Here is a 17,308-nt window from a genome sequence, read left to right as displayed (position 1 = left end):
TCGCCACGACACAACCCACTCAAGGAGAACAACATGAGCACCCCAGCCCACATCGCTACACTATACCTGGCCGTCTGGAACGAACGCGACGCCGCCGCCCGCCGCGCCCTGGTGGCGCGCGCCTTCGCGCTGGACGCCCGCTACCTCGACCCGATGATGCGCGGCGCCGGCCACGACGGCATCGACGCCATGATCGCCGGCGCGCAAAGCCAGTTCCCCGGTTTCCGCTTCGAGCTGGACGGCACGCCGGACGGCCACAATGACGTGGTGCGCTTCTCGTGGACGCTGGCCGCGCCCGGCAGCGCGCCGGTGGCGCACGGCACCGATGTCGCCGAGCTCGGCGCCGACGGCCGCCTGACCCGCGTCACCGGCTTCCTGAACGCCGCCTGATGGCAGTCGAGCTATCATGGCCGTTCAAGGAGATCATCATGGCCGCACCGAGCGTACCCGGTTTCAATCAGCTTGACGGCGTGGCGCCGGCATGAACGGCGCGGCCGACTATTTCAGCGACTTCGCCAGCGCGCTGAAGTACTGGCGCGGCAAGCGCGGCTACAGCCAGCTGCGCCTGTCGACCGAGAGCGAGATTTCGCAGCGCCACATCAGTTTCCTGGAAAGCGGCCGTTCGCAGCCGAGCAAGGACTTGATACTCAGGCTGGGCATGGTGCTGGAAATCCCTCTGCGGCAGCGCAACGTCATGCTGCTGGCGGCCGGCTATGCGCCGGCCTACCAGGAGCGCAAGCTGTCCGATCCCGAGCTGGGCGCGGTGCGCCAGGCGCTGGACTTCATGCTGGCGCAGCAGGCGCCGTATCCGGCGCTGGTGGTGGACCGCCTGTGGAACCTGGTGCTGGCCAACGCGCCGGCGGCCGGCATGATGCGCTGGCTGCTGGGCATGCCGGATGACGCGGCCATCCCCACCGACGGCTCGGTCAACGTGCTCAAGCTGATGCTGGACCCGCACGGCGCGCGCCGGTACCTGCACAACTGGGAGGAGGTCAGCGCCGACCTGCTGCACTGGATACAGCGCGAAGCCATGAGCGATGGCCCCGGCAGCGAAGCGACCTTGCTGCTGGGCGAGTTGCTGGCGCTGCCCGGCATCGCCACGATGCCGCGCATTCCGAATCTGGACCGGCGCGCCTTGCCCTTCCTACCGGTGACGCTGCGCAAGGACGGCGTCGAACTGAACCTGTTCACCACCATCGCCACCTTGGGCACGCCGCACGACGTCACCGTGCACGAGCTGAGGATCGAATCGTTCTTCCCGGCCGACCAGGCCAGCGCGGCGTGGTTCTGCGCGCGGTAAAAGCAGGGGTCTTGCGGCGGCAATGATTTCCGTGGATACTGTATATATTCACAGTAATTTTAACCTTGCCATGGCTGAAGACCAGCGCCGCATTGCCCACCTCGACATGGACGCGTTTTATGCGTCCGTCGAGCTGTTGCGCTATCCCGAGTTGCGCGGCCTGCCGGTGGTCATCGGCGGCGGCCGCGACGCCCAGCCGGTGGCGCTGGCGGACGGCACCCACACTTTTTCCCGCCTGCGCGACTATGTGGGACGCGGCGTGATCACCACCGCCACCTACGAGGCGCGCGCGCTGGGCGTCGGCTCGGCCATGGGCATGATGAAGGCGGCCAAGCTGGCGCCGGACGCGATCCTGTTGCCGGTCAATTTCGACGCCTACCGCCATTGCTCGCGGCTGTTCAAGAACGCCGTGGCCGCCATCGCGCCGGATTTCGAGGATCGCGGCATCGATGAAATCTATATCGACCTGACCCATGTGGAAGGCGAGACGCGCGCGCTGGCGCAGCGCATCAAGCTGGCCGTGCGCGACGCCACCGGGCTGTCGTGCTCGATCGGCGTGACGCCCAACAAGCTGCTGTCGAAGATCTGCTCGGACCTGGAAAAGCCCGACGGCCTGACCATCCTCGGCTACGACGACATTCCGGCCCGCATCTGGCCGCTGGGCGTGCGCAAGATCAACGGCATCGGCCCCAAGGCCACCGAGAAGCTGGCGGCGCTGGGCATAGACACCATCGGCCAGCTGGCGGCGGCCGACGCCGGCCTGCTGCAGGACCACTTCGGCGCCCACTACGCGGCCTGGCTGGCCGAGGCCGCGCACGGCGTCGACCACCGGGAAATCTCCACCAGCACCGAGAGCAAGTCGATCAGCCGCGAAACCACCTTCGAGCGCGACCTGCACGCGCGCCAGGACCGCGACACCTTGTCCGGCATCCTGACCGAGCTGTGCGCGCGGCTGGCGGACGACCTCAAACGCAAGGGCTACGTCAGCCGCACCATCAGCATCAAGCTGCGTTTCGACGATTTCCAGATCGTCAGCCGCAACGTCACCCTGCCGCAGCCGGTGGCCGACGCCACCGGCATCCTGCACGCGGCGCGCGAGTGCCTGAAGCGGGTGCCGTTGCAACGCCGGTTGCGTCTGCTGGGTGTGCGCGCCAGCACGCTCGAGCCGCCCGGCGCCGGCGGACAAGTCGCTTTGCCCCGGCAAGGCGAATTGTTCGCGTAGCTCAGCAACACAATCGGTCCGGCGCCGCCATCACCGTGTAAAATGGCGCTCCCCTGGCATTACTGAAACAAGGCTCAACACATGTGGTTCAAGAATCTACAGATTTACCGTCTGCCGGCCCCTTGGGCCTATACCCCCGAACAACTGGAAGCAGCGCTGGCCTCCCACTCCTTCGTCCCGGCAAGCAGCAATGAGTTGCTGCGCCAGGGTTGGGACACGCCGCGCCCGAACGGCGGGCTGGTGCACGTCGTCAATCAGCAGATGCTGATCCTGCTGGGCACCGAGAAGAAACTGCTGCCGAACACCGTCATCAACCAGGTCGCCAAGGCGCGCGCCGCCGAGATGGAAGAAGCCCAGGGCTTCGCGCCGGGCAAGAAGGCGATGAAGGAGCTGAAAGAGCGCGTGGCCGACGAGCTGCTGCCGCGCGCCTTCTCGATCCGCAGCAACGTCTGGACCTGGATCGATCCGGTCAACGGCTGGCTGGTGGTCGACGCGGCCAGCCCGGCCAAGGCCGACGAAGTGATCAAGCTGCTGCTCAAGGCGGTCGACAAGCTGCCGCTGGAAAGCCTGCGCGTGCAGCGCTCGCCGGTGGGCGTGATGACCGAGTGGCTGCAGGCGGACGATGCGCCGGCCGGCTTCACGGTCGACATGGACACCGAACTGCGCGCCACCGGCGAGAGCAAGGCCGCCGTGCGCTATGTGCGCCACACGCTGGAAGCGGACGAAGTGCGCCGCCACATCGCGGCCGGCAAGCAGTGCACCCGCCTGGCCATGACCTGGGACAGCAAGATCTCCTTCGTGCTGACCGAGTCGCTGGCGATCAAGGGCATCAAGCCGCTGGACGTGATCGCCGAAAAGGAATCGAGCACCAAGAACGACGACGAACGCTTCGACGGCGATTTCATGCTGATGAGCGGCGAACTGGCCAAGCTGATGGCCGACGTGGTCGAGGCCTTGGGCGGCGAAGCCAAGGCTTGATAGCGCTGCAACAAAAGCCCTTGTCTGTTGGTTAAGAATGCCGCAAAGTCTTTGATTTTGCGGCATTTTTCATGGAACTTTTGATAAAAAACGAAGAAAATAATTTCGTTGCCCTGTAGAAATTTGCCCAAATTCTGCTATAGTGAAAGATGTTATCAAATTAGGAACTCGTGATGAGCACCTTCGTCCCCATCCTTACCACTGACCAGATCGCCAACACTCTGACCACCCAGGATGTGTTGGCATGGAGCAGCGAGGATATCGCGGCGTTGAGCACGCTCCAGGTGCCGGCCCTGCGCACCGATCACGTGTCCGTCATGACCAGCTACCAGCTGTCCTTCCTGGCCAGCGACAGTGTCGCGGTGTTGACCACGCGCGACCTGGCCGCCATCAAGGCCGCCACCCTGAACGCCGTCGGCGCGCTGCCGTCCGGTTTCATGGGCGCGCTGGGCAGCGCGCAGATCGCGGCCTTGACCACCGCCCAGGCGGCGGCGCTGGGCACCAAGGCCTTCACCAGCCTCAGCACCCAAGCCATCGCCGCGTTTGCGACGGCCGAGCTGGTCGCCTTGAGCACCGCCAATATCGCCAGCCTGTCGTCCGACCAGGTGGCCCTGATGGGCACTGGCCAATTGGCCGCGCTGAGCACGCGCCAGCTGGCGACCTTCACGGCCGATGAAATCCTGGCCGTCGGCACCCGCGGCGTCGCCGCGCTGGGCACGCAGGCCATCGCCGCGCTGAGCTCGGCGCAAGTGCAGGCCTTGAGCACGCAGCAGGCCGTGGCGCTGGGCAGCGCGCAAGCGGCCGCGCTCAGCGGCGCGCAGCTGAACGCGCTGTCCAGCGACGCCGTCGCCGCGCTGGAAACGGCCGACGTCGCCGCGCTGAAAACCGCCGCCGTCGCCGCCCTGGCCACCCGCCAGCTGGCGCTGCTGACCAGCAGCCAGCTGGGCGCGCTGACCACCGCCGCATTCGCCGCCCTGAACAGCGCCCAGATCGGCGCGCTGTCCACCGACGCCCTGGCCGGCTTGCCGGGCGCCGACCTGGCGGCCCTCAATCCGTCCGTCGTGCCGCAACTGGGCGCCGCCTTGCTGGCCGCGCTGAGCACGGCGCAAATCGCCGCCTTCGGCAGCCGCCAGATCGCCGTGCTGAGCAGTGCGCAGATCGCCGCGCTGAGCAGCACCCAGATCCAGGCCCTCAGCTCGGCGCAGATCGGCGCGCTGGGCTCGCGCCAGGTGGCCGGCCTGTCGACCGACGACGTGGCCGCCATCGGCAGCGCCGGCATCAAGGCCTTGAGCGTGGCGGCGGTGGCCGCGTTCAATTCCGCCCAGCTGGCGCAGCTGGGCGCCGCCGGCAACCTGATCGGCCAGCTGGGCACGGCCCAGTTGGCCGCCGTGCGGCCGGCCGTGCTGGCCGGTCTGGGCACGGCCCAGGTGGCGGCGCTGTCGACCACCCAGGCCGCCATCCTGAGCAGTGCGCAGTTGAACGGCCTGTCGCTGGCGCAGCTGGCCGCGCTGGAAACGGCCGACCTGGCGGCGCTGAAGACCACCGCCATCGCCGGCCTGAGCACGCAGCAGATGGCGGCGCTGAGCAGCGCCCAGCTGGGCGCGTTCACCACCGCCGAATTCGCCGCGCTGAGCAGCAAGCAGCTGGTCGCCCTGTCCAGCGCCTCGATCGCCGGCCTGCCGGGCGCCGACCTGGCCGCGCTCAATCCCGGCGCGCTGGCCCTGCTGACGCCGTCGCTGCTGGCGGCGCTGACCAGCGCGCAGCTGGGCGCGCTCGGCTCGCGCCACTACGCGCTGATGGGCAGCGAGCAGATCGCCGCGCTGAGCAGCACGCAGCTGCAATCGCTGTCGACCTTGCAGATCGGCGCGCTGGGTTCGCGCCAGGCGCTGGGCTTGACGCCGGCCGACCTGGCCGCGCTGGGCAGCGCCGCGCTGCAGGCGCTGAGCACCGCCGCGCTGGCCGCGCTGAATTCGGCGCAACTGGCGGAACTGGGCGACGCCGCCGGCGGCAGCCTGTTCGGCCAACTGACCACCGCCCAGATCGCCACGCTGCGCACCGCCGCGCTGGCCGGCCTGGGCAGCGCCCAAGTGGCGGCGCTCAGCACGGCGCAAGCCGCCGTCCTGAGCAGCGCCCAATTCGCCGCGCTGTCGCTGCTGCAGCTGGCGGCGCTGGAAACGGCGGACCTGGCCGCGCTGCGTACCAATGTGATCGCGGCGCTGAGCAGCGCGCAGGCCGGTGCGCTGAGCGGCGCGCAAGTGACCGCCATGACCAGCGCCCAGATCGCCGTACTGGGCAGCAAGCAGCTCAACGCCCTGAGCACGGCCGGCATGGCCGGACTGGAAGGCGAGGACTTCGCCGTGCTGGGCAGCAACGCCATCGCCGGCCTGGCCACCGCCAGCTTCGGCGCACTGAGCACGACGCAACTGGCCGGCCTCGGCACGCGCCAGGTGGCGGCGCTGGGCAGCGCGCAGTTGGCCGCGCTGGGCAGCGCGCAGATACATGGCCTGAACTCGGCGCAGGTCGGCGCGCTGAGCTCGCTGCAAGCGGGCAGCTTGTCGACCGCCGACATCGCCGCGCTCGGCACGGCCACCCTGGCCGCGCTGCGCACGGCCGCGATCGCCGCGCTCAATGCCGACCAGCTGGCCGCGCTGGGACAGGTGCAGCTGCTGACCACGGCCCAGATCGTCGCGCTGCGCAGCGCCGCGCTGGCCGGCCTGAGCACCGCCGAAATGGTGGCGCTGACGGCCACCCAGGTCGCCGTGCTGAGCAGCGGCCAAGTGCGCGCGCTGAGCACGCAAGCGATCGCCGCCATGGAGCCGCTGGACCTGGCCGCGCTGCGCACCGCCGCCATTCCCGGCCTGAGCGCGGCCCAGGTGGCCGCGCTGACCAGCAGCCAGCTGGCCGCGCTGACCATGGCGCAATTCCTGACCCTGAACGCGGCGCAGCTGTCGGCGCTGGCGTCCGACACCATCGCCGGCTTCGCCAGCGCCAATATGGCCGCCTTCAGCACCGCCAATATCGCGGCGCTGAGTGCGTCGGCGGTCGGCAACCTGAGCCTGCTGCAATTGTCCAGCCTGTCCTCGCAGCAGTTTGGCGTGCTGTCCAGCACCCAGCTGGCGGCCTTGCACACGGCGCAGGTCGCCGGCCTGGGCGCGCCGCAGATCCTGGGCCTGAGTTCGCGCAACATCGCCGGCCTGTCGAGCGCCGACGTGGCCGCCCTCAACGCCGTTGCCGCCCGCAGCTTGGGCACTTCGGCGCTGGCCGCGCTGAGCGCCGAGCAGCTGGCCGCGCTGGCCAACGACCCGTCCGGCAGCCTGTTCGGCAGCTTGGGCACGGCGCAAATCGCCGCGCTGCGCAGCACCGGCCTGGCCGGCCTGAGCACCAGCCAGGTGGTGGCGCTGAGCACCGCGCAAGCCGCCGTGCTGAGCAGCAGCCAGCTGGCCGCGTTCTCCACCGATGACATCGCCGCGCTGGAAACGGCGGACCTGGCCGCGCTCAAGACCCATGCGCTGGCCGGCCTGAGCACCCAGCAGGTGGCGGCGTTCAATGGCGACCAGGTGACGGCGCTGACCAGCGCCCAGGTCGCCGCGCTGAACAGCAGCCAGTTCATGGCGCTGTCGACGTCGGCCCTGGCCGGCTTGCAGGCCAGCGATGTCGGCGCGCTGGGCACGGCGCTGATCGCCGCCTTGCCGGTCAGCACCTTGCTGCGCTTGAGCAGTGCCCAGGTCGCGGCGCTGAGCACGCGCCAGGTCGGCGCCCTCGGCACCGAGCAGCTGGTCGGCCTGGCCACGTCGCAACTGGCCGCGCTGACGTCGGCGCAGCTGGCCGTGTTCGGTTCCAACCAGATCGTCGCGTTGTCGGCCGGCGCCATCGACGCGCTCGACGCCGCCGCCCTGGTCGGCCTGAAAACCGCCGCGCTGGCCGCGCTGAGCTCGGCCCAGCTGGCCCAGCTGGGCAACGACGACGCCGGCGCCAGCCATATCGACCTGCTGTCCACCTTGCAGATCGCCGCCTTGCGCAGCGGCGCCATCGGCGGCCTGGGCACGCGCCAGATCGTCGCCCTGAGCACCGCCCAGGCGGCCGCGCTGGGCAGCGCCCAGCTGGCCGCGCTCGGCACCGGCGCCATCGCCGCGCTGGAAGCGGTGGATGTGGCGGCCTTGCGCGTGGCCGCGCTGAGCGGCCTGTCGACCGACCAGATGCGATCGCTGAGCGCCGCCCAGCTGGCCGCCCTGACCACCCAGCAGATGGCCGCCTTGAACAGCCTGCAACTGGGCGCCCTGTCCAGCGCCACGCTGGCGGGCTTGTCGACCGCCAACCTGGCGGCGCTGAGCACCGCCGCCATCAGCGCCCTGACCACGCGGGTGATCGCGCAACTGGCGCCGTCGCAGCTGGCGGCCCTGAAGACGCAGCAACTGATGGCGCTGGGCAGCGACCAGATCGCCGCCCTCGGCAGCGAGCAAATCCTGGCCTTCAGTGCGGCGCAGCTGGGCGGCTTCGGCTCGCGCCAGATCGCCGGCCTGAGCACCATCGACCTGGCCGCGCTCGACAGCCGCTCGCTGCCGGGCCTGAGCACGGCCGCGATCGCCGCGCTCAATTCGGCGCAACTGGCCGCCCTCGGCGGCGGCCTCGCCAGCGCCCAGTTCGCCTCGCTGCGCAGCGCGCAGATCGCCGCGCTGAGCACGGCCGCCTTGCAGGGCCTGGGCAGCGCGCAATTGCTGGCCCTGACCACCAGCGAAGCGGCCGCCTTCGGCAGCGCCCAGATCGCCGCCTTGAGCTCGGCGCAGATCGCCGTGCTGCAAAGCGATGACGTGGCCGCGCTGAAGACCGCCGCCATCGCCGCCCTCAGTTCCAGCCAGTTGGCCGCGCTGGCCACCGACAGCGCCGGCGTCAGCCATATCGATGCCTTGACGACGGCCCAGATCGTTTCCTTGCGCAGCAGCGCGCTGGCCGGCCTGGACACGCGCCAGATCGTCGCGCTGAGCACCGTGCAGGCGGCGGCCTTGCTCAGCCAGCAGCTGGCCGCGCTGTCGACCCGGCAGATCGCCGCGCTCGAGACGGCCGACCTGGCCGCGCTGAAGTTGTCCGCCATCGCCGGCCTGGGCAGCGCCCAGCTGGCGGCGCTCAACAGCGTTCAGCTGGGCGCGTTGACGACCGCGCAGTTCGGCGTGCTGAGCAGCGCGCAGATCGGCTTCCTGAGCAGCCAGATGGTGGTCGGCCTGTCCACCACCAACCTGGCCGCCTTGAGCCAGCAAGCGGTGGCCGGCCTGAACCTGTCGCTGCTGGCCAACCTGTCGCTCACCCAACTCAACAGCTTGAGCACACGCCAGGTGACGGCGCTGCTGAGCCAGCAGATCGCCGCCCTCGGCAGCGCCCAGGTGGCCGGGCTGACGCTGGCGCAAACCGGCGCGCTGGGCACGCGCCAGATGGCCGGCCTGTCGACCGCCGATATGGTCGCGCTCGACACCGCGCATCTGAGCGCCCTCAGCACGGCGGCGATCGCCGGCCTGCGCTCGGATCAGATGGCGGTGCTGGGCGTGGAGCCGAACGGCTTGCCGTCCTTTGTCGGCGCGCTGACCACGGCGCAGGTGGCGGCCTTCGGTAGCGCCGGCCTGCAGGGCTTGACGGCGCTCCAGGTGCTGGCCTTGAGCACCAGCCAGGTCGCGGTGCTGGGCAGCGCGCAGCTGGCGGCGTTGACGCCGGCGCTGCTGGCGGTGCTGTCCACACAGGAAATCGCGGCGCTGCGCACCGCCGCCGTCGCCGGCCTGCGGACGGCCCAGGTCGCGGCGCTGAGCAGCATGCAACTGGCGGCCCTGACGACCGCCCAGGCCGGCGTGCTGAGCAGCGCCCAGGTGGCGGCCTTGAGCACGGCCGCCTTGTCGGGCCTGGAAATCGCCGACCTCGGCGCCTTGAGCACCAATGCGCTGGGCGGCCTGTCGGGCGTCAATTTCGGCGGCCTGAGCGCGGCGCAACTGGCCGGCCTGACATCGGCCCAGGTGGCGTCGCTGCGCAGCAGCCAGCTCGACGCACTGGGCACGCAACAGATTTACGGCCTCGGCTCGGCGCAGATTCATGTGCTGAGCTCGCAACAGCTGGCGCGCCTGTCGCTGGCCAACGTGGCCGCCATCAGCAGCGCCAATCTGGCTGCGCTGAGCACCGCGGCGCTGGCCGGGCTGAGCTCGGCGCAAATGGCGGTGCTGGGCGCCGATCCGCTGGGCAGCGCGGCGCAGCTGATTTCCGTGCTGGGCACCGAGCAGATCGCCGCCTTGCGCAGTGGCGCCTTGCAGGGCCTGACCGCGGCCCAGGTCGCGGCGCTGACCACGGCCCAGGCCGCAACGCTGGGCAGCGCCCAGCTGGGCGCCCTGCAGCCGTCGACCCTGGCGGCGATGGCAACGGCGGAGGTGGCGGCCCTGAAGACGGCGACCCTCGCCGGCCTCAGGACGCAGCAGCTGCAAGCGATGAGCAACGCCCAGCTGGCGGCGCTGGGCAGCGCCCAGGTGGGCGCGCTCAGCAGCACCCAGCTGGCCGCCCTCGGCGCCGGCCAGGTGGCGGCGCTGAGCACGGAAGACGTGGTCGCGATCAATCCGCTGCTGCTGAACGCCGCCGCGCGCGGCGGCAACCTGCTGGCGGGCATGGGCACGACCCAGCTGCACGCGCTGACCACGGCGCAGTTCGCCGCGCTCGGTTCGGCGGCGGTGGTGCAGATCCAGGCGTTGGCGCTGGCGACCATTGGAACGGCCGCGATCGCGGCGCTGGGCACGGCCGCGATCCGCGCGCTGCATGACGACCAGCTGCTGGCGCTGGGCACCGACCAGATCGCCGCGCTGAGCCTGGCGCAAGTGGCGGCGCTGCTGCCCAACGCCTCGGCCGCCAGCCAGTTCAGCGGCGCCCAGATGGTGGCGCTGTCCTCGGCCCAGCTGGGGGCGTTGAGCACGGCGGTGATCGCCGACTTGACGGCGGCCAACCTCGGCGCCATCGAAACGCGCGACATTCCCGGCCTGAGCACGCGCCAGTTCGCCGCGTTGTCGAGCACGCAGATGCAGGCGCTGGCGACGGCGCAGCTGGCGGCGCTGACCACGACCCAGACCCACGCGATCTCTTTGGTCCAGTACAACGCCCTGAGCGTCGACCAGCAAGCCGCCTTCAGCGCGGCGCAGCGGGCTTCCATGCCGTTCAACACGCCGCTGGTGCTGGACCTGGACGGCAACGGCGTCACCACGCTGGGGCTGGAGGCGGGCGTGCAGTTCGACCTGGCCGCCAGCGGCCGGCAACGGGCCACCGGCTGGGTGGGGGCGGGCGACGGCTTGCTGGCGCTGGACCGCAACCACAACGGCAGCATCGACGACGGCAGCGAGTTGTTCGGCTCGTCCACCCGGCTGGCCGCCGGCGGCACCGCCGCCAACGGCTACCAGGCGCTGGCGGAACTCGACGCCAACCACGACGGCGTGGTCAATGCGCTCGACGCCGGCTACGGCGACTTGCGCGTATGGGTCGACGCCAATGCCGACGGCGTCAGCCAGTCCGGCGAGCTGCAGACGCTGGCGCAACTGCGCATCACCAGCCTGAACCTGGATGTGCAGCGGGGCGGGGCGCTCGATCATGGCAACCTCATCGGCCTGACCTCCAGCTACACCACCGTCGACGGCCAGCAGCACGCGGCCGCCGACGTCTGGTTCCAGCAGGGCTTGAGCGCCCAGGTCAGCGGCATGGCGCAAGCCTTGTCCGCGTTCGACGCCGGCGCGCAGCCGGCGCCGGGCGGCGGACTGGACTTCGACGGCGGCCGGCCGGCCGGCGCGCTGGCGGCCAAGGCGGCGCGCCTGGCCGACGTGCTGCAACAGTTCCACGACATTGGCCGGAACGCCGCGGGCGCCCAGGTGGACAGCGACACGCTGCGCCTGAAAGCCTTGCAGACGGCCGCCGGCCACAGTGTGCTGGCGGTGCCCAAATAGCCTGCCTGGCTGTTCAGGAAGAGCCCGCCTTGTGCGGGCTTTTTTTGCGTGCGCCACATAGCAAATCCTTAATCTTTCCGTTTCCCTCAACTCACGCTCGCCACCACCTCATCACAAAGGAAACACCATGACCTTCGACAGCAGCCTGACCCCGGAGCAGTTTGCCGCCGGCGGCACCCGTCTGATCAGCCGGCTCACCACCGCCGACATGGCCCACCTGGGCGTGGAGTACATCGCGGCGATGACCACGGCGCAGGCCAGCACCCTGAGCGCGCCGCAGCTGGCGGCGCTGCCGGCGGCCAGCGTCGGCGCCCTGCGGCCGGCCGACTTCGCGGCCTTGCGCACCTACGCGCTGAACCAGGCGTCGCAGGCGAGCGCCTTCATGGCGGCGCTGACGCCGGAACAGTTGGCGGTGCTGACGGTGGCGCAGGCGGGCTTGCTCAGTGCCAAGGGCTTCGGTGGACTGGCGCCCGCGGCGCTGGCGGCCATGGGCACGCGGCAGGTCAACGCGCTGTCGGTGGCGCTGATCGACAGCCTGCAAGCGGGCCAGGTGCGCGCGCTGAGCACCGGCCAGATCGCCGCGCTCAAGGCCGGCCAGGTGGCTGCGCTGCCGGCGCGGCGCCACGAGGGCGAGGACCTGTTCAGCGCCGAGCAGATGGCGGCGTTTTCCACGCTGCAGATCGGGGCGCTGAGCACGGCGATGTTGAAGCAGCTGAGCGCCACCGAGCTGGCGGCCATCGAAACGGCCGATATCGCCGCGCTGGGCTCGCGCCAGATCGGCGTGCTGAGCGTGGCGCAGCTGATGTCGCTGAGCCTGGACCAGCTGCACGCGCTGCAAGGCCGCCAGGTGGCGGCGCTGGGCAGCAACCAGATCCAGGCGCTCGATGCCGAGCGCATCCATGTGCTGAGCGCGGCGCTCATCGGTGCGCTCAGCACGGCGCAAATCCATGCGCTGCAAGCGGCCCAGCTGCACGCGCTGAGCAGCGCCCAGCTGGCCACGCTGACCGCGCGCCAGTTCGGCGTGCTGTCGACCGCCGACATCATGGCGCTCGACGGCGCCAGCCTGAGCGCGCTGCGGGTGGCGGTGATGGCGGGCCTGGGCTCGGCCCAGCTGGCCGCGCTGGGCGCCAGCGGCGACGGCGATTTCGGCCTGTTCTCGACCGCCCAGGTGGCGGCCCTGGGCAGCGCCGCGCTGGCCGGCCTGACGGCGCAGCAGGCCGCCCAGCTGACCAGCGCCCAGGCCGCCGCATTGAACGCGACGCAGCTGGGCAGCTTGTCGACCCAGGCCATCGTCGCGCTCGACGCCAGCGACCTGGCGGCCTTGAAGGCGGGCGCCATCGCCGGCCTCAAGACGCGCCAGCTCGCCGCGTTCAACGGCGAACAACTGGCCGCGCTGGGCACGGCGCAGGTGGCCATGCTCAGCAGCAGCCAGGTCAACGCGCTCAATAGCGACGCCTTCGCCGCCATCGAGACCGCCGACCTGGCCGCGCTGGGCGCGACCGCGATCGCCGGCCTGTCGACGCGCCTGCTGGCGCTGCTGGGCCCGGACCGCATCGCGGCGTTGACGCCGCGCCAGCTGACCGCCTTCAGCTCGGCCAGTCTGAACGCCCTGAGCGCCGAGCAATTCCAGGCCTTGAGCACGGCGCAGATCGCCAAGCTGAATCCGGCGTCGGCGGTCGGCCTGTCGACCGCCAACCTGGCGGCGCTGTCGCCGGCCGCGCTGGCGGCGCTGCCGGTCACGGTGTTCGGCGCGCTGAGCTCGGCGCAGTTCGCCGTGCTGGGCGGCGCGGAACACCAGATCGGCCTGCTCAGCACGGCGCAGATCGCCCAGCTGAAACCGGCCACGCTGGCCGGCATGACGGTCGAGCAGGCCATCGCGCTGAGCACGGCGCAGGCCGCCATGCTGAGCGGCGCGCAGGTCGCCGCGCTGTCGCTGGCGGCGGTGGCGGCGCTGGAGTCGCAGGACTTCGCGGCGCTGAGAGCGGCGGCGATCTTCGGCTTGCGCACCGCGCAGCTGGCGGTGCTGGGCAGCGAACAGATCCTGGGGCTGACCACCGCCCAGGCGTCCGGCCTGGGCAGCCAGCACATCGCCGCCCTGTCCAGCGAGGTGATGGCGCAGATGCGGACGGCGGAAATCGCCGCGCTGCAGTTCGGTGCCATCGTGGGCCTGCGCACCGACCAGCTGCACGCCATGGGCAGCGACCAGATCAACGCGCTGACGGGCGGTCAGGTTTCCATGCTCAGCAGCACCCAGTTCGCCGCGCTGTCGGCCGATGTGGTGGCCAATCTGCAGCTGAGCGACCTGGCGCGGCTGAACACCTCGGTGATCGCCAACCTGGCGCCGGCCACGCTGGCGGCGCTGACCAGCGGCCAGATCGGCGCGCTGGCCGGCGGCCAGGTGGCGGCGCTGACCACCGCCGCGCTGGCCGGCCTGAGCCTGGAGCAGTTCGCCGGCTTGACGGTCACGCAGTTCGGCGTGCTCAACGCGCGCCAGTACCAGGCCTTGACCGCCGAGGAAGTGGCGGCGATCCGCACCGGCCAGCTGGCGGCGCTGTCGTCGCAGGTGATCGCCAGCCTGAACACGGCGCAGCTGGCGGCCTGGTCGCTCACGCAGGTGGGCGCGCTGAGCGCGGCGCAGGTGGCGGCGCTGGCGGCCACGCAGTTGCGCGGCCTGGGCAACGAAGGCTTGGCCGCGTTGACCACGAACGCGGTCGGCGGCCTGAGCACCAGCGCCATCGCCCAGCTGCTGCCGGAACAGTTGCAAGCGTTCGGCACCGGGCAGATCGCGGCCTTGTCGCAGCGCCAGATCGCGGCGCTGCCGACCGCGCACATCGCCGGCGGCGACGTGCTGACCACCGATCAGATCGTGGCGCTGACGTCGAGCCAGGTGGCGGCGCTGAGCAAGCCGCTGCTGGCGGCGCTGGGCTCGGACGACCTGGCGGCGATCGAAACGCGCGACCTGCGGGCGCTGAGCAGCGCGCAGCTGGCGGTGCTGTCGACCACGCAGATCGGCGCGCTGACGACGGCGCAGGCGCTGGCGTTCACCACCGCGCAGACGGCCGGCCTGAGCACGGCGCAGCTGGCGGCGCTGGCGGCGGCCAGGCTGCCGCACCTGACGGCGCAGGGCGGCCAGTCCTTGCGCAGCAGGGTGGGCGGCATGGTGGAGGCGCTGGCGGCCTTCAGCGAGGTCGGCCAGCCGGATGCCGCCGGGCCGTCGTCGCTGACGATGGCGGGCGGGTTAAAGGAGGCGGCCGGCATGTTGGCCGCGCCCGATGGCTTGCGCTTGACTACCCTGTTGCCGGAGGCGAAGGAGTTGCTGGCGCTGCCGCGCAAGTAAGCGCCGGGGAAAACCCTTACAGCGGCTGGAACACGCCAGCCGCTTTGTTTTTCTGCACGTTATCCCACGCGAAAATCTTGCCGTTCATGGCCACATACACGCCCGGCGGCAGGGTTTGCGCCACGCCGGCGGCAAAGCCCAGGTTGAACATGGCGTCGGAATTGGCGATCGCGTAGGGGATCATGGCGCCGGTCAGCACGATGGTCTGGCCCAGCTTGGCCGGCCCCAGCACGGCGGCGGTCTGCGGCATGGTGTCGGTGCCGTGGATGATGACGATCGCCTTCTCGCTGGCGGCGCGGCAGGACGCCAGGATGCGCTCGCGGTCGGCGTCCACCATGTCCAGCGAATCCATCAGCGGCAGCTGTTCCAGCGCCACGTCCACCGTCAGGCGGCAGCGCGCCAGCAGCGCCGGCACATGGCTGTCGGCGAAGCCGAGAGTGCCGTTCAGTTCGTTGTAGTGTTTGTCGAAGGTGCCGCCGGTGGCGAGGATGCGCAGGGTCATGATGAAAGCTCGGGCAGATTAAAATGATCTGCATCATAACCCAAACCGCCGCCGCCGCAGAACGTGAAAAGAGTCGGTCGGCGGGCTGGAAAGTTGGGCATACTATGGCTACACTGGTTTCTTTGTTCGTTACGACACCATGAAAGCGCTTGCCCCCGGAACCGTCATCTTCCATCGCCATCGCGGCTACGGCGTCATCACGTCGGTCAATCTGCTGACCGGCTGGATCGCGGCCCGTTTCGGCAGCGAGGCGAGGACGCTGGACTTGAACCTGTCCACCGACGAGGTACAGTTCGCCGACGGCGAAGCCATCCTGTTCCGCCGCGCCCCACCCGACCGCATGCCGCACGCGCGCCTGATGGCGCTGGTGCGCGCGCTGCACGAGGCCGGCTACCAGCGGCTCTACCTGTACTCCTGGCCCAAGCCGTCCGGCCTGCACTGGCGCTGGCATCTGTTCACCGGCCGGCGCGACTGGATGCAGCGCTCGTGGCGCGAGGGCTGGTATGGCTCGGGCGCCGACTACAACGTCAATCCGGTGCTGGGCTGGGGCGACACGCCGGGCGCCACCACCGAGGAGCTGATCCACGCGCTGGCCAGGTTCGACCCGCAGGGGCTGGCGCAGGCGCTGGGGCGCGACGAGGACCACACGGCCTGGTTCGCCAGCGTGTGCGACGCGCTGCTACCGGGCTATATGTACAGCCTGGACATGCAGCGCCCCGACGGCGGCCCGCTGCTCGACATGCCGCCGGTGCCGGTGGTGCCGGTGCGCGCGACCTTGCCGCCGTACGCCGGGCCGGACATCCCCTGGCCGCCCGGCTGGGCCGGCCTGTGGAGCAAGGTGCACGCCATGCCCACCCCCCGCATCAACCTGACCGGCCTGCCGGAAATGCCTGAACAGACGGACTAGCTAGCGGGCGTTGGCCTGGTAGCCGGGGTTGTTGATCTTGTCGCAGCTGCCGGCGGCGAAATCGACGATGTTCTGGAACGCGTGGCGGAAATACAGCTCGTAGCTGTCCTGCTCCACATAGCCCAGGTGCGGCGTGGCCAGCACGGTCGGCAGGCGCAGCAGCGGGTTGCCGGCCGCCAGCGGCTCGGATTCGAACACATCCAGCGCGGCGTAGCCGGGACGGCCCCTGGCCAGCGCCTGCTCCAGCGCCTCCGTCTGCACCAGTTCGGCGCGGCTGGTGTTGACGAACAGCGCCGTCGGCTTCATGCGCGCCAGGTCGTCGGACGTGACGATGCCGCGCGTGTCCGGGTGCAGCCGCAGGTGCAGGCTCAGCACATCGGCCTGCTCGAACAGCGCCTCGCGCGAGGCCGCCGCCGCATGGCCGTCGGCGGCCGCCTTGTCGCGGCTGGACTGGCTGCCCCAGACGATCACCTGCATGCCGAAGGCGCGGCCGTAGCCGGCGATGATCTGGCCGATCTTGCCGTAACCCCAGATGCCCAAGGTGCGGCCCTTGAGCACCACGCCCAGCCCGTTCAGCTGCGGGTTGATCGACGCGGTCTGCCACAGGCCGTCCTTCAGGTTGGCGGCGTAGGGCACGATCTTGCGCGCCGCCGCCATGATCAGCGCCCAGGTCAGCTCGGCCGGCGCGGTCGGCGAACCGACGCCCTCGGCGATCGCGATGCCCAGCTCGGTGGCGGCGTCGACGTCGACGTGGCCGGCCAGCTTGCCGGTCTGCGAGATCAGCTTCAGATTGGGCAGCTTGGCCAGCAAAGCGCGGTTGAGCGCGGTGCGCTCGCGGATCAGCACCAGCGCGTCGAACGGGGCCAGGCGGATCGCCAGCTGGCCCAGTCCGCGGGTCGAGTTGTTGAAGACTTTAACCTCGTGTCCTTGCAATAAATTGAAGCAGGCCAGCGTGGTCGTGGCATTCTGATAATCGTCGAGAATCGCAATTTTCATGGGAGATAACCGATTTTATGAGGAATTTCGTAGGGAAATAACAGCTTGCAAAAGAACCTGAATAGCTTACTACTTTACTCAACTAATTCTCCTACATTTTTGACTGGAACGGCTATTGAC

9 protein-coding genes are annotated in these 17,308 nt (G+C 70.2%); 7 read left to right on the top strand and 2 right to left on the bottom strand.

The genetic code is table 11. From position 1 onward, the window contains the following. Positions 1–33: 33 nt before the first annotated feature. The 6 genes from AC07OK_RS19780 to AC07OK_RS19755 all read left to right on the top strand — a co-directional run bounded on the left by AC07OK_RS19780 (position 34) and on the right by AC07OK_RS19755 (position 14,783). The gene (locus tag AC07OK_RS19780) at positions 34–390 is read left to right on the top strand and encodes a nuclear transport factor 2 family protein (RefSeq protein WP_494691898.1); all 357 of its coding nucleotides are present in this window, start codon (positions 34–36) and stop codon (positions 388–390) included. A 91-nt stretch (positions 391–481) separates the two neighbouring features. Further along, positions 482–1,300: a helix-turn-helix domain-containing protein gene (locus AC07OK_RS19775; RefSeq protein ID WP_494691897.1), complete on the top strand. Its 819-nt coding sequence runs from the start codon at positions 482–484 to the stop codon at positions 1,298–1,300. 70 nt (positions 1,301–1,370) lie between these two features. Continuing rightward, positions 1,371–2,522, top strand: a complete 1,152-nt coding sequence (gene dinB, locus AC07OK_RS19770) for a DNA polymerase IV (RefSeq protein ID WP_494691896.1) — start codon at positions 1,371–1,373, stop codon at positions 2,520–2,522. A gap of 81 nt (positions 2,523–2,603) precedes the next feature. Beyond that, positions 2,604–3,500, top strand: coding sequence for a recombination-associated protein RdgC (locus tag AC07OK_RS19765; RefSeq protein WP_494691895.1), 897 nt, complete (start codon positions 2,604–2,606; stop codon positions 3,498–3,500). Between the two features lie 173 nt (positions 3,501–3,673). Beyond that, positions 3,674–11,446, top strand: coding sequence for a beta strand repeat-containing protein (locus tag AC07OK_RS19760; protein ID WP_494691894.1), 7,773 nt, complete (start codon positions 3,674–3,676; stop codon positions 11,444–11,446). A gap of 127 nt (positions 11,447–11,573) precedes the next feature. Further along, positions 11,574–14,783 (top strand): hypothetical protein, encoded by a 3,210-nt coding sequence (locus AC07OK_RS19755; RefSeq protein ID WP_494691893.1) that lies wholly within the window; start codon positions 11,574–11,576, stop codon positions 14,781–14,783. A gap of 16 nt (positions 14,784–14,799) precedes the next feature. Here AC07OK_RS19755 and AC07OK_RS19750 read toward each other — a convergent pair whose 3' ends face one another. Continuing rightward, positions 14,800–15,285, bottom strand: coding sequence for an asparaginase domain-containing protein (locus tag AC07OK_RS19750; protein ID WP_494691892.1), 486 nt, complete (start codon positions 15,283–15,285; stop codon positions 14,800–14,802). Between the two features lie 139 nt (positions 15,286–15,424). Between AC07OK_RS19750 and AC07OK_RS19745 the strand changes: the two genes are divergently transcribed. Further along, a complete protein-coding gene (locus AC07OK_RS19745) occupies positions 15,425–16,192 on the top strand; it encodes an L-asparaginase (protein ID WP_494691891.1) in 768 nt (255 codons plus the stop codon). Here the strand turns inward: AC07OK_RS19745 and AC07OK_RS19740 are convergent, their stop codons facing one another. Then, on the bottom strand, positions 16,193–17,188 hold the full coding sequence (locus AC07OK_RS19740; protein ID WP_494691890.1) for a D-2-hydroxyacid dehydrogenase family protein: 996 nt from the start codon (positions 17,186–17,188) through the stop codon (positions 16,193–16,195). Between the last annotated feature and the right edge of the window lie 120 nt (positions 17,189–17,308).

This window comes from Duganella sp. GW821-FHT07G03, from assembly GCF_059418605.1.
This window is presented reverse-complemented; position numbering and strand designations above follow the sequence as displayed.

Excerpts from the sequence above, each read along its gene's own strand:
- AC07OK_RS19780 (WP_494691898.1), top strand. The coding sequence starts at position 34 with ATGAGCACCCCAGCCCACATCGCTACACTATACCTGGCCGTCTGGAAC.
- AC07OK_RS19775 (WP_494691897.1), top strand. The coding sequence starts at position 482 with ATGAACGGCGCGGCCGACTATTTCAGCGACTTCGCCAGCGCGCTGAAG.
- dinB (WP_494691896.1), top strand. The coding sequence starts at position 1,371 with ATGGCTGAAGACCAGCGCCGCATTGCCCACCTCGACATGGACGCGTTT.
- AC07OK_RS19765 (WP_494691895.1), top strand. The coding sequence starts at position 2,604 with ATGTGGTTCAAGAATCTACAGATTTACCGTCTGCCGGCCCCTTGGGCC.
- AC07OK_RS19760 (WP_494691894.1), top strand. The coding sequence starts at position 3,674 with ATGAGCACCTTCGTCCCCATCCTTACCACTGACCAGATCGCCAACACT.
- AC07OK_RS19755 (WP_494691893.1), top strand. The coding sequence starts at position 11,574 with ATGACCTTCGACAGCAGCCTGACCCCGGAGCAGTTTGCCGCCGGCGGC.
- AC07OK_RS19750 (WP_494691892.1), bottom strand. The coding sequence starts at position 15,285 with ATGACCCTGCGCATCCTCGCCACCGGCGGCACCTTCGACAAACACTAC.
- AC07OK_RS19745 (WP_494691891.1), top strand. The coding sequence starts at position 15,425 with ATGAAAGCGCTTGCCCCCGGAACCGTCATCTTCCATCGCCATCGCGGC.
- AC07OK_RS19740 (WP_494691890.1), bottom strand. The coding sequence starts at position 17,188 with ATGAAAATTGCGATTCTCGACGATTATCAGAATGCCACGACCACGCTG.